The sequence below is a fragment of the Providencia sp. PROV003 genome (genome assembly GCF_045040775.1).
GTDB classification, from domain to species: Bacteria; Pseudomonadota; Gammaproteobacteria; order Enterobacterales; family Enterobacteriaceae; genus Providencia; species Providencia huashanensis.
In genome coordinates, this window is record NZ_CP096369.1 from 630,984 (window position 1) to 644,106 (window position 13,123).

The 13,123-nt window shown below is 36.2% G+C and carries 17 protein-coding genes; 5 read left to right on the top strand and 12 right to left on the bottom strand.

What is annotated here, in order from left to right:
* Positions 1 to 2: 2 nt before the first annotated feature.
* The 12 genes from M1F14_RS02715 to M1F14_RS02770 form a co-directional block, all read right to left on the bottom strand.
* Positions 3 to 383 (bottom strand): hypothetical protein, encoded by a 381-nt coding sequence (locus tag M1F14_RS02715; RefSeq protein WP_042848606.1) that lies wholly within the window; start codon positions 381 to 383, stop codon positions 3 to 5.
* Entirely contained in the window at positions 359 to 1,693 is a 1,335-nt protein-coding gene (sctN, locus tag M1F14_RS02720) for a type III secretion system ATPase SctN (RefSeq protein WP_042848607.1), read from the bottom strand. Before sctN ends, M1F14_RS02715 begins: the two co-directional genes overlap by 25 nt.
* Positions 1,693 to 3,735 (bottom strand): EscV/YscV/HrcV family type III secretion system export apparatus protein, encoded by a 2,043-nt coding sequence (locus M1F14_RS02725; RefSeq protein WP_042848608.1) that lies wholly within the window; start codon positions 3,733 to 3,735, stop codon positions 1,693 to 1,695. The genes sctN and M1F14_RS02725 overlap by 1 nt, the downstream gene beginning before the upstream one ends.
* Entirely contained in the window at positions 3,735 to 4,100 is a 366-nt protein-coding gene (locus tag M1F14_RS02730) for a hypothetical protein (RefSeq protein ID WP_042848609.1), read from the bottom strand. The genes M1F14_RS02725 and M1F14_RS02730 overlap by 1 nt, the downstream gene beginning before the upstream one ends.
* A 115-nt stretch (positions 4,101 to 4,215) precedes the next feature.
* Positions 4,216 to 5,334, bottom strand: a complete 1,119-nt coding sequence (locus M1F14_RS02735; RefSeq protein ID WP_071547571.1) for a TyeA family type III secretion system gatekeeper subunit — start codon at positions 5,332 to 5,334, stop codon at positions 4,216 to 4,218.
* Positions 5,324 to 5,989, bottom strand: a complete 666-nt coding sequence (locus tag M1F14_RS02740; RefSeq protein WP_042848610.1) for an HrpE/YscL family type III secretion apparatus protein — start codon at positions 5,987 to 5,989, stop codon at positions 5,324 to 5,326. Before M1F14_RS02740 ends, M1F14_RS02735 begins: the two co-directional genes overlap by 11 nt.
* Positions 5,986 to 6,576 (bottom strand): type III secretion system domain-containing protein, encoded by a 591-nt coding sequence (locus tag M1F14_RS02745; RefSeq protein WP_048605583.1) that lies wholly within the window; start codon positions 6,574 to 6,576, stop codon positions 5,986 to 5,988. The genes M1F14_RS02740 and M1F14_RS02745 overlap by 4 nt, the downstream gene beginning before the upstream one ends.
* Entirely contained in the window at positions 6,573 to 7,286 is a 714-nt protein-coding gene (sctJ, locus tag M1F14_RS02750) for a type III secretion system inner membrane ring lipoprotein SctJ (RefSeq protein WP_042848612.1), read from the bottom strand. Before sctJ ends, M1F14_RS02745 begins: the two co-directional genes overlap by 4 nt.
* Positions 7,286 to 7,624, bottom strand: a complete 339-nt coding sequence (sctI, locus tag M1F14_RS02755) for a type III secretion system inner rod subunit SctI (protein WP_181468921.1) — start codon at positions 7,622 to 7,624, stop codon at positions 7,286 to 7,288. The genes sctJ and sctI overlap by 1 nt, the downstream gene beginning before the upstream one ends.
* Positions 7,625 to 7,665: 41 nt before the next feature.
* Complete coding sequence (locus M1F14_RS02760; protein ID WP_042848613.1) at positions 7,666 to 7,935, bottom strand: EscG/YscG/SsaH family type III secretion system needle protein co-chaperone; 270 nt, start codon at positions 7,933 to 7,935, stop codon at positions 7,666 to 7,668.
* A complete protein-coding gene (sctF, locus tag M1F14_RS02765) occupies positions 7,932 to 8,147 on the bottom strand; it encodes a type III secretion system needle filament subunit SctF (protein WP_042848614.1) in 216 nt (71 codons plus the stop codon). Before sctF ends, M1F14_RS02760 begins: the two co-directional genes overlap by 4 nt.
* A 2-nt stretch (positions 8,148 to 8,149) precedes the next feature.
* A complete protein-coding gene (locus M1F14_RS02770; protein ID WP_042848615.1) occupies positions 8,150 to 8,878 on the bottom strand; it encodes a helix-turn-helix domain-containing protein in 729 nt (242 codons plus the stop codon).
* Between the two features lie 258 nt (positions 8,879 to 9,136).
* On the opposite strand from M1F14_RS02770, the gene M1F14_RS02775 reads away from it, so the two are divergent.
* From M1F14_RS02775 to M1F14_RS02795, 5 genes are read left to right on the top strand one after another with little or no spacing between them, the layout of a single operon-like run.
* Entirely contained in the window at positions 9,137 to 9,781 is a 645-nt protein-coding gene (locus tag M1F14_RS02775; RefSeq protein ID WP_080750936.1) for a hypothetical protein, read from the top strand.
* A 55-nt stretch (positions 9,782 to 9,836) separates the two neighbouring features.
* On the top strand, positions 9,837 to 10,193 hold the full coding sequence (locus M1F14_RS02780; protein WP_048605587.1) for a hypothetical protein: 357 nt from the start codon (positions 9,837 to 9,839) through the stop codon (positions 10,191 to 10,193).
* Positions 10,194 to 10,229: 36 nt separating this feature from the next.
* Complete coding sequence (locus M1F14_RS02785) at positions 10,230 to 10,715, top strand: SycD/LcrH family type III secretion system chaperone (RefSeq protein WP_042848616.1); 486 nt, start codon at positions 10,230 to 10,232, stop codon at positions 10,713 to 10,715.
* Positions 10,712 to 12,217, top strand: coding sequence for a type III secretion system translocon subunit SctE (sctE, locus tag M1F14_RS02790; RefSeq protein ID WP_181468919.1), 1,506 nt, complete (start codon positions 10,712 to 10,714; stop codon positions 12,215 to 12,217). Before M1F14_RS02785 ends, sctE begins: the two co-directional genes overlap by 4 nt.
* A gap of 4 nt (positions 12,218 to 12,221) precedes the next feature.
* The gene (locus tag M1F14_RS02795; RefSeq protein ID WP_042848617.1) at positions 12,222 to 13,118 is read left to right on the top strand and encodes a hypothetical protein; all 897 of its coding nucleotides are present in this window, start codon (positions 12,222 to 12,224) and stop codon (positions 13,116 to 13,118) included.
* Positions 13,119 to 13,123: the final 5 nt, after the last annotated feature.

A 13,123-nucleotide genomic window follows, 5' to 3' on the forward strand; every position in this document is an offset into this window, starting at 1 on the left:
GTTTATTCCATTAGGAGTTTTAGTTTTTCTTGCTCGATTATATTTTCTTGTAATAAACTTAATTGTTGTTCTTTTTCTATCTGTAATTCACTGTATATTCTTTTAGTCATACTACTTTTTTGTAGAATTGCCTGATCTTGCAGGTAATAATTTGTCAACGTAGTGCGATACTCTCTAATAGCACTGGGTGTCAGTAATTGTTCATGTGAACCATAATGTTTCCATTGCTCACAGAGTTCCTCCCTGAGTTTCATCAAACTTTCATTAACCTGAATTTGCTCACTTATCTGTTGATTTAATTGCGTTAAAATAGAACGAAGTCGCGTTTCACGGCGCTTTTTTAAAGCAAATAAAGCCGTTAAGGTTGTTTGATAATTTTGCATAACATATCCAGTGTATCTTGGAACTTAACCCGCTCATCGGTTGGTTGGCAAAGAAACTCCCTGATTATTGGCCTTTTCATTAATGCTTCATCGGATTCAGGGTCTTGCCCTGTTTGATACTCACCAACACGGACTAACAGTTCAATGTCTTTCCAAGCAGCTTGTAATTTTCTCAATTTTCCTGCATTTTTACGGTGCTGCTCACTGGTAACCTGCCCCATAACTCGGCTAATACTCGCATTGATGTCAATCGCAGGGTAATGATTTTCCTGCGCTAGTTTTCGCGAAAGAACTATATGTCCATCTAGAATTGAACGAACCTCATCTGAAACGGGCTCATTCATGTTATCGCCCTCAACAAGGACAGTATAAATAGCGGTAATACTTCCTGATTCAGCTCGCCCAGCTCGCTCTAATAGACGGGGTAATTGAGCATAAAAACTGGGGGGATATCCACCCGATGTAGCACACTCCCCCGCAGCAAGCCCTATTTCCCTTGATGCGCGGGCAAAACGTGTTAAGGAATCCATCATTAACAACACATTTTTCCCTTGGTCGCGAAAATATTCAGCGATTGTTGTTGCCGTATATGCAGCTTTCAAACGCTCTAGCGCAGATCTATCAGAGGTCGCAATAACTATCACACAACGCTTCAATGCTTGCGGGGTTAAAGTGTGCTCTAAAAACTCACGAACTTCTCGTCCCCTTTCACCAATCAAAGCCAATACAATAATGTCAGACTCACACCCTTCACTAATCATGCCTAACAAGGTACTTTTGCCACACCCTGCCGCCGCAAAAATACCTATTCGCTGCCCTATCCCACAAGTCAATAACCCGTCAATCGCACGCACACCTAATGGCAAGTGCGTGTCAATAATTTGCCGAAGGAGAGGATTGGGTACATCAGCGTTCAGAGTTCGATACTCTCCATATTGAGGTAGATTGGAGTGATCAAGCGGTCGACCTAAACCATCAAGTACACGGCCAAGCAAAAAGTCACCAACACAAATTTGGTAACAATGCCCTGTAGGAATAACATCCGACCCAACGGTAACTCCCAGAGGCTCAGAAAAAGGGGATAACAATGCATAATCACCATCAATAGAAACGACCTCAGCATCAATACCGCTAGGTTTTAAGTGGCAAAACTCAGCAAGGCTGACACCTGGTAATGATGCACGTAACAATGTTGGGCCAATTTTAACGATTTTCCCCGTTAGTCGAACACTTAAGCTTTCGCTATTTACAGGGAACTTTAAACGTTCAAACAATGTATTATAAATAATATTATAATCGGGCTGACGCATTACTCATGTTCCCCAATAAGATCAATATTACCAATAATACGTAGTTCAGCATCTTCACCAAGCTCTTGGAATGAGAGTACCTTTAACCCATAAAACTCCCGTTCAATAACTTTACGGAGGAAACGCCTCACATCAATTGTCGTTATTAGCACATTTTGAGTTTGATAATTATTCTGAGTCACCTCTTTAATCTTTTCTATTAGCCTTTCACTAAAGTTAGGCTCTAATGAAGAATAAGAACCTGAAGCAGTTTGCCGAATAGCTTCACGAATATGATTCTCAATATTATCACCAATAACCCAACCACTGATCCACGGCTGCCCTATACTATGTCTAGCGATAATATGCCTACGTAAGCCAATTCGCACATACTCAGTTATCATGACAGGGTCTTTTTCTCGAGGGCTCCACTCAATCAATGACTCAAAGATTGTGCGTAGATCACGAATAGATATATTTTCTAAAACTAAACGCTGAAGTATATCTGCAATACGCCCAATAGGTAATTGCCTCTGTATTTCCTTAACTAAATCAGCATATTTCCCTTCCATTGCATCCATCAGAAAACGTGTTTCCTGCACGCCTATAAATTCTTTTGCATTGCGGTCGACTACAATTGATAAACAATGAATAATTGTCGCTTCATCTTGATAAAGCGTAATATTCATGGCTGATAATACGTCTTTATTATCAGGTGAAACCCACTGTAATGATTGATTACCACCGAACGATAGTTTATCTCTCTGTTTAGCTTGGGTAATATCTGGTGAACTAATATCGGCTAACATCAGGCCTTTAGGTAAAATGATATCGAGGACAACCTCCTGATATAATAAAATCTTTAAAGAACCAGAGGGTAAATTATTATCTACTTGTAAATTAATCTCCGGTAAAGGGATACCAATTTGCTCAAACTTTTGGAAACGGAAGATATCAATTTGAGAAGCCAATATATTCTTATTGCAACAATCTTTAGCCATCCGGATAATTAATGGGGTTGAACCGGGGCTGATAGTTTGGTTAGCTGAACTACCACTTAAATCTGAATTGATATATTCATCCTGTTCTGTCGCCGTTCTTTTTTTAGTAAAAAATGAAATTGCAAAGACAATAGCTGATAGAATAAAGAAATAAACCGTTGGGAAACCAGGTAAAAAACCAAATACCAGTAAAATAGCACAAGTTAATACGACTGCTTGCGATTGCTTACTTATTTGCATAACCAAATCACCCGCAAGGTTATTTTTTTCTTCTCCAGATATACGGGTCACAATAATCCCAGCAGTAATCGATATTAATAAAGCAGGTATTTGGCTGATCAAACCGTCACCAATAGAAAGAATCGCATAAGTAGAAAATGCAGTACTAGCACTCATATCATGCACCATCACACCAACAGCTGTTCCTCCTAATATATTCACCAATATAATGATAATACCCGCAATAGCATCGCCTTTAACAAATTTCATAGCACCATCCATAGCACCAAAAAGCTGACTTTCTTTTTGGACTAAACCGCGTAACCTCCGTGCCTCATCGGCATCAATAGTACCTGCACGTAAATCACCATCAATACTCATTTGTTTACCTGGCATTGCATCCAATGAAAAACGAGCACTAACTTCGGCAACACGCTCAGAGCCTTTAGTTATCACGATAAACTGCACGATAGTAATGATCATAAAAACAATAAGCCCTACGCCTAAATTACCACCAACAGCAAATTTACCAAATGTATCAATAATATCGCCGGCGTCTGCTTGTAAGAGGATCAGCCTAGTCGTGCTAATTGTTAAAGATAAGCGATACAAAGTGGTAATTAATAACACCGCAGGAAAAGTCGAGAATTCTAATGGGCTTTTAATATAAATGGCCATCATCATTAAGAGAATGGATATCATTAGGTTCAGTGCAATAAGGAAATCAATTAGCCCTGTTGGTAACGGGATAATCATCATAAATATAGCGACTAACAACAAAATAACGAGAAAAATATCTTGTCGGCGAGAAATAACGATTAAAAATTGCCTAATAAATTCCATTATTTTAATCCGATAGCCTCATCAAGTAAGCGTTGCATTGTTTTAAAACAATAAACCCAATGAGAAATAGAGCTCGTTGTATTTAATTTACAACTTAGCATTTGATAACCTCCCCCTACCCAAGGACGTAATAATGTCCCCTTAGTCCTCGCAGGGATGCATTGTGTTAATAATTTCTCTAATATATTTTCTTGATAAACAAGCTCTACCTTTTTACCTACGGTAAGAATGATATTATTGTTGATATATTCAATATAAAAACGATAACATGGATGTAAAAACTCCATTTTTGCAGAAATACCATCACTAGGTAATTCAACCAGCTGCAAAAACCTTTCTAACCACCGTTTTGTTTGTAATTCCATCTACATTCTTAAAAAGAAATTTAAAATAAAGGTATTTTTCATTATGATTAACATATTCTAATAAAACTTAGATAGATATAATCAGGTATTTACCTGATAAAAACGAAAAAAGTCACTATTCTAATTCATTTAATTGTTGTAAGTATTCAATAAATACACTAATAACCATTTCTCGTTGGTCGTAATCCGAAAAGCAGTCATCCGGTAATAATTTGATTAACTCCATTAATCCTCTAGCATATTTATACTGTTTTTCTGATGTCTGTAAACTAATTTTACTTTCTAGCCAATCAGAATATAACCAAGATTGTTGTACTATTTCCAATAATAAGCAGGTCACATGCTTATCTGTTATATTTGGTAAATCTAGGGAGTTTGCTAAATGTTTGCTTTGTACTTCGATAGTTAAAAACTGCAATAACCATTTTAAATCAGTAATCACTGCCGCTAGGCGAATATCCGTTGCCTTATAACCTGCTGAGAGCTCAAAAGATAAAGTACGAATAAGTGTTCTTAGCTGTTGTTGACTACCTTCAAATTGACTAAATTGTTTAAACCAATAAAGCAATTCAGGTTGGTTACTTGTTGCTTGCTGATATAAAAAACGTAATTCACCTAATGCTTGTGGGGTAACAGCACCGCACTCTAAATGCGTAAATAGTTTTAAAACCCACTCATTATCTCCTGCCATCACTTTTTCTAGTGTTTGTTTCAGTACATGGCTAGAGGATTGATCATTTTCTTTTTCATTTAACATACTAGCAAGTAGCAAAATACATTCGGCAGTATCTAAATGATGCCGTTGAAAACTATTCAGAAGGTCGTCAATCTCTTCAACCTTAGTTACTCCGCCAATTCGATGGCGCAACTCTCCCACACTTGTAGGGTCTGAATCCTCTAAGTTTTTGGCTAGACGCTGCAACATGCTGCGGGTTGGACGTTCAGATACTCTAGGGTTATGACCACCTCTCATTCGCACAAAGTTGCCAATGGCTAACCCAATATTTCCTTGGGTTTCTTGTATCAAATAACCATCAGAGAGATAACTATCAAGTTCAGGAACTTCTGTATTCAATTGATTTTGCGCTATTTCAAGAGCTGATTGTGCAGGGATGACTTGCGTCACTAATTTTCTTTGTTCATTTTGGCGCGTCAACTCAATATTTTGTTGGGCCAATTGCTGGTTTTTCACTAAAGAGAGTCGCGGGTCTATAGATTCTACTTTAACAGACATTACATGTTTCCTCTTCAGCTAATAACAAATGTGCACAAATTGATTCTAATTGTTCTTTCAGATTAATATGGAGATTAAATAAAGATGATGAAAGCAATGCCTCATCTTTGTCTTTCGTCTCATCAACTTGAATATGTAGCCACGGGTAACCAGAAAAAAGCTTTATTAATTTATTGTACTGACTAGGATGAATATAAAGCGTTGCTGACTTTTCATTCTTTATTTCCTCTAGTTTAGCGCGAAGCTGATTGAACAATAACCCAGTACTATCATTTTCAATAAAAAACATATCAAGCACGCTAACTAGCACTTCCCTTAAACGTGGTTCCAAGCACATTAAAATGTTTTGTTCTAGTTGATGTTCTGACACTAACCACTCAATAGACTCAGTAGCAATCTTCTGCCTAATCAATGGAGCTTCCTCTTCCAATAAAGCCATGCCTTCTTGATAAGCTAGTTCTCGTAAGCTCTGACATTCCTGTTTTGTTTCATCTAGATATTTTTGAGACTCTTGATAGATAATTTGAGCTTTTTGTTGGGCTATTTCTATAATATTGTTTGCAGAAAAACAGTTTATTAACTCCTCTGTCGGAATAATAGGCCCAAATACAGGTAAGTCAGGCAATGAAATTACAGGAACTGAAATCACCTTCATAAAAAACGCCCAATACGTAATAGCCAAGGAAAAATACTACCAAGACGGGGGGCTTCTTGGGGCGGGTAATTTGGAAAGGTTGTTTTCAACGCGTGATAGACCACACAATCGGTTTTCTCTGCATACCACCAACTTAGTCCTATCCCTTGGGCTTTCTCGATGAAATCCTCTTCAGAATAAATAACCTGAGAAGGAGAATGATAGAAGGTCCCTATTGCCAATAGCTGCTCACAACCCTGCTCACCGAAAATATCCGTCAAACGGCAACGATATCGACGAAGTACCAGATAATCAGGGCAAGCTAATACCAGAATCCCCATCGCAAGAAACAACTTCATTAAACGTGTTTCTAATGCCAAAATTTGATACTGACGTGGTTCAAGCTGCTTTAATATAGGAGAAAAAGATAAGTCTTTGCGGCGAAGAATCATGTTATCTATTGCGCCTTGGCAAGATGGAGATTGCTGATACACCTGTTGCCATTGAGATAACTCGAATGCTCTCCACCAAGATGCATGCATCCATTTACCTGGACGCCATACCAACTCATGTAATCGTTGTTGTTCAACCTCAATAATATTATTCATATATTAGGTCTATTTCTTAATACAATTAATAATACAATAGCACTGGTCATTATGGCTGCCACAACTATCCAGGGAAGGTACTTTCGCCATTCCCAGCCATTTTTGGTCTTATCCAGAAACTTCGCCTGTTTATGTCGATAATCAGCCATTTGCATAACGATACTGATATTTTCTACTGTTAAATTTGAGATAGATTTTTGGACCATTCTACGAATTTCTGGCTCTCTACTTTGCATATTGATACCCGGCGCATGCTTAATAAATATTGAAGCGGTAGGCGGCGGTATTTCACGACGATTTACATTGGTACTTTCCGATATAGCAACTTGAGCAATAATAACCCCATCCATACTCAGTAGCATTTTTTCTATATTTTGTTCTTTTAAATAAGTTATTTTTGCCTGTTCTTGTGCTGGAGAAGTGACTAACTGCCCCGGAGGAAATAAATCAGCAATATTTTCTGTTCGTTTATTAGGTAGACCTTGCTGGCGTAATACTTCAACTGCATTGGCAAAATCATCTTTTTCTACATTAATAGTAACGCCGCTTCCCTTAATAATGCTTTTTTCTGCATCAATATTTCTCAGCATCAATAAAGCAATCATCTGATTTGCTTCTTCTTCAGATAAGTCACTATAAAGCTCAACTTTACAACCCGTTAAAAAAAATAAAATTAACACGATAGAACTAAAACGAATAAAAAACTTCATTATTGCATACTTACCAGTTTATTAATTCCTTGAGATAGCTGCCCTGTCACTTTTGCAATTAAATCCACTTCCACCATAGCATTTTTAAGAAAAGATTGTGCCGTTAACATAGTTGCCGGGTTATTCAGAACATCGACAGTTGCTCGTGCATTATTAATTGTATTTGAAATTGACAATGATTTATCTTGTAATGAAGCGATTATCATCTCTTCTGGGTTAAGTGTGGGTTGTTCAAAAAGCATATTTGTAAATAAATCGACATCCTCAGCTCGTTCAATGAAGGGGAGTTTTTCTGTTAATGTTTGTACACCGGCAGTAGATACAGATGTAATATCCATCGTATTAATATCCTATTTTTAATATATTATGAGTATAACAATCAATTATTGCTTATTGTTATATATTCAATAAATTGCTTTAGTAGCTCTGCTTCTGGAGACTTATCACTCTGTAATTTTTCTTCGGCAAGATATAAATTATTCATTCCAATAAGTATGGTTGCATCAATAATATTACAGGCACTTTCATTTTCCGTCAGATATGGTAATACATGACGAATAGCTTCAGCTTGAATATAAAGCCCATTATTTACAGCCGCTAATCCACTTTCAATAATAAGTTGCCTCATACTGAAATCTAATAAATTCATATCTTCTGAATTATCCCTGACAACATATCTTTCACTGCCCGCATAATCGCACTTTCATAACTCACAAAAACAGAATATTGTTGTATCGCAAATTGTGCCTGTAACATCCTTGCTGGGTCATTAAGGTCAGCTGCGGTCACCTTTGATTGCACTTCATTACCCGCTTTATCAACGAGTTGCGAAAGTTGGTTAGTAATCGCTTCTATGTCCATAGTTACTCCCTCGTGTTATAGCTGTTTATTTGAAGCGAACGATTGCGAAATTGCTTTGGACTACAATTTATGTAACGACGGAATCTATCCGTAAAATGGGCATGACTTGAAAACCCGCATTCTATGGCAATATCAATGACTCTCATGGATGTTGTACTTAACAGTTTCTTTGCATGTTTTATCCGTCGCTCCAACAACCAGCGTTTAGCTGTTTGACCATATGTACATAAAAATAACTCATTAAACTTACGCACAGGTAAATCAAATTCCTGAGCTAAGCGAACAACGGACCACTGACGCATAAAATGGTTTTCAATAAAACTACAAAAGTCTTTATTACCTGAAATATATTTATAAAGTAGAGAGGAAAAATATACGTTATCTAACCCTAAACAATAAGTATAAGCAAAGTGTAAAAAATTATCCTCTGAAAGCTGCAATAGATAGGTAAAAACATCCAATACATTCCTTTCTGCTCGAATAATTCTAATGGGTTCAATTGAATAAGTTATTTTTTCTTGAGGAAGCAATAGGTTAATTATTTCAGGGTAAACCTTATGTAAACTGCTCGAATCAAAGTCTACAGATAATAGCTGATTCTTTAATATCGACTCTACTATAATTGCCTCATCATTGGTAATGACTAAACAATTTTCTGGGAATGTATAGGTTTTTCCATTCAAAGATAACTGACCTGAGTTTTTGCTGATAATAAACTTTATCGCAGACATACATTACCCTTATTAATAAAAAGACATTCGTTTATTTTCTAGTAAAAACGCATGAGAAAATATAAGGTATTAACCTGACATCATTGTTCCTCATTAAAACAATAATTAAGCATATAAATTACATATAACATCATAATTGTAAAATCAAAAATGATAGTTTCCATGTAAATTTGAAAAAATTCAAAATTAAAATATTTATTATCTAACTTCTAAATTAAGAAATTTTTATATTTTAACTTTAACAAAAAGGGTAATAACATGGTTTATATAGATTTCGATCAAAACGGGTATTATGAAGGTCAAAATAGCTATTATACACCAACCACTCCCTCAACAGGTGATGTGATAGTAAATAATGGTGATAATGGCATTCAAAATAATAACAATAACAGTATTCAAAATAATAATTATCGAAGTGCCATGACAAATCATTCTCTTATGGGAACAGCCATGGTCACAATGGAAAACATTATGTTGTTATTTACTGAATTAGCAAATTCTAAATTTGAAGCCATGTCAAAGAAAACAGAAGTTTCTCGTGATGCACAAGATATGGCGAATCGAGTTGACCGTATTATTGCTGATTTAGATAAACCAGACTCTACTGGAGAGCTTCCACCTGATGTCATTCATTATATGCGCGTTAACAATATCATGATTGATGGCAACCAAAATATTGATGACTTTATGCAAGGAAAAAATGGCAAATTAGATAAAGGTGACCTCACTGCCGTTAAATCAGCTTTAGAATCAGCTTCCGGTCGTGCTTCTGATTTTGTTCAACAAAGCCAACTTAAACTACAGCAACTCATGCAAAACTTTAATACCGCAGTCACAATGGCAAACAGTATCCAAAGCATGAATGCTGAATCAACTAAATCAATCGCTCAATCTATTCGTTAACAGCCTAAAAATAAATTGATAGCTATCTATAAAACCAAATATCGTAGGATTAAAGATGCAACAATTAGATCAATTTCAAAGCATGCTTAACGAACTGCAACGTTGCAGAATAAATGTTAAAAAGCAAATTAATGAATTCAAAGTACTACAGAATGAAATTAGCGAGTTACATAAAAAAGCAGATAAGGACCCAATTGCTTTACGTAAGTTAGCGAAATTTAATGATGTAATGCAAAGTGATATTGGAGCAGAAAAAATCATTAAAAAATCAGAAGAAGTAAAACTGATTTTTAATCAATTAAGCAAACAATTTAAACAACTTTCTGTTGAAAATACGGGTCAAAACAGAGACCTTTTTTCACCAGAAAAAAACAAAAGTGTAGTTAAAAAACAATATCGTACTTTCGTCTAATTAACGTTTTGATACTTTTATCATCATGAGATTTATATGCCAAAAACAGTTAGCACTCTGTCACAAAATGAAAATAGCGACAATTTGCAGCATTTTTTAGCGCGTGGTGGTTCTTTAAAACTAATTGCTGGCTTAGATAGCCAGCAATTAGAACGACTCTATGCATATGCCAACCAATTGTTTAATGCCAATGATTTTTCCGCTGCACGCAATATTTATTATCTATTAACTTGTTTAGAACAATGGAACCCCGAAAATTTACTTGCTCTAGGGTTATGCCATCAACGTTTAGGTGAACATGAAAATGCCATAAATAACTTCGTACGTGCAGGGACGATTAAAATAGATGACCCTCGCCCCGCCTTTTTTACAGGCCTCAGTTATCACTTGCTGGGTAATACTGAATACGCAAATAAAGCATTTCATGCTGCCATTCGCTGGTGTAATGACTTAAAAGAGTATCAAGAAATCAAACAAAGTGCTCAAAAAATGCTAAATCCAATATCGGAGATATCACAATGACAATGCTTCTTGAGCGTTCTCTTTATCGAACAGATATATCTACAGAAAATAGGTTACATGATATATCGACCACTTTACCTAAAAGTACTCATCAGACAACCCCTTTGCAATTTGGTGAGTTAAATAATGTTGCTACAGCGCAAAATACACCAATGATAAAACTGGCAACTCCACGAGCCAGTAAAGAAGAGGTTTCTCAAACACAAGCTGCTTCTGATCTAGAAGAGGTATTCCAAACATTACAGCAGCTCTCTCCTGATAATGAAAGAAATAATACATCTAACCCTATGCTAAATATGTCTTTAGCCAAAATTGAAGGGTTACCAATGAACTCAATGTTTGCCGCATCATTATTACTCGTTGGTCAGGTTTTAGGGGACATTGCCTCAACTAAAGGGGAAATGCTTGAAATTCTGACCAAAAAACAAGACATGCTACGAATGGAAGAAGTCAAAAATATTCGCGAGCAAATGGAAAAAGCCGTTGAACAACAAGATAAAGCCAGAAAAGCCGGTGTTTTTGGTGTTATTTTTGACTGGGTTATTGCCGCAGTAGAAGTTGTCGTCGGTGTGACCAAAATGGTTGGTGGCTTCTTATCAGGTAATGCCATGATGGCTGCAAGTGGAAGCATGGACTTCATGGCTGGGCTTGCAGGTATTGGCAAAGCGGTAGCCAATACCATGGCGCTGATAGACCCCAATAACGCTGAAAAATATCATGCTGCGGCCAACAAGTTTGCTATTACACAGATGTCATTTGAACTTATGGGGGCGGCTATTGATATTACCAGTGCAGTGCGTAATGCAATCGCGACTAAAATTGTTCCAAAAGTGGCAACTCAAGTCTTAAAAGAAGGAGCAGGAGAAGCACTAAATGTGGCAATAAAAGAAGGCAGTCAAACAGCCATTAAAGGGATAGCTAAATCAGTTGGCCAAGAAGTCAGTACGCAAATTGGTAATCAAATTATCAATCAACTAGGGAAGCAAGCTGCTGAAAAAGCAGGAAAAACAATATTTAATAAAATGATTGATTCATTTTCACAAAAAGCAATAGAAGAACTTGTCACTAAATCCGTTGAAAAAGCGGCAAAGAAAGCAGCTAAAAAAGTGGCTAAAGATGGAATAGAACTAACCACAGAGCAATTGATTAGCAATACTACCAGACAAATACAAAAAGATGTTTTAAAAGCCGTCAGTAAAGCATCAGTATCTCGCGTTGATATGTTTTTGCAAACATCCCGAGGTGTGATATCAGGCACACAGCAAGTAACGATAGGGTCTTTAGAAATCCAAAAGGCAAAATTACAAAAACAAATTGACCAATTAATGCTAGATCAAACTTGGCTGCAAAATATGTTTGAATTCTTTGAAAGAGAAAAAGAAGAAACCGTAAAAAAAGTACGCTCATTGCAAGAAGACAAAGCCGCTGTAGTTCAAGATGGTACTAAATTACTAAGTACGATAGCATCAACCCAAGCACATATCGCTTCTTCAATGGTTTAATGCTATGCATACCACTTCAATAACTCATGAGCACCCGAATAGTGAATTTATTGATTATTTTTCAACGAAAAGAGAGGAAAATCAATCAAACGCAATATTCGTTTCTAACGGGAGCTTATTAGCACCTTTACTTAGAAACTTAAGCGAAAAACCATTAAGTTCAGAACTTATCGAGGTGGCACTGAGTGAAGTCGCTATTGCATTAAATACTGTCAGAAACAACCTTCCCCAACAGCAAATATTATTATCTCAATTAGAAGAGGCAGCTCCCGGTAGTTTTTCCAACTGTATACCCGAAAATGCAGATTGGAACGATGCCATTAAACCAATAAATTCACATTGTAATAAAACAAGGTTTACAGATATCACTTCATTATTAATTGAATTAATAGGAAAAGTTGGTGAAAGTATGCGCAAAAGAGGAGAGCAAGTGCTACCTCTTTTATGTACTGTATATATGGTAAATTATGCATTAGGCCATATGAGTGCCGAGTTAATTAACCAGAGTACAATAAATTCCAGTAAACAAGTATTTACTGATGCACTAAAACAAATATCAACCTCAGGAGTGAATTATCATTACTCCCCAGAAAATAAAAACCATCCAACAGTGACTATTCCAGAAATAAATAAAACGACTTCATGCAAAAGTGAAGTTTTAAATGAGGGGGTGAGTTCCATACAACAAGTATTCGCCCAACAATTAAATGACTATACTGAATTAGGTAATCAAATTACCAACATCAGTCATTCCATACTAGACTCATTAGAGTCTATTGACTCTAATACAATTAAGTCATTAATTAATGACACAAGCTGTTTTATTAACATAGATGACGGGTTAATTGCATCGGCAATTAGCAATAATGATAACGCTTATTTAAATTTCTCTAGAAAATAACTAAT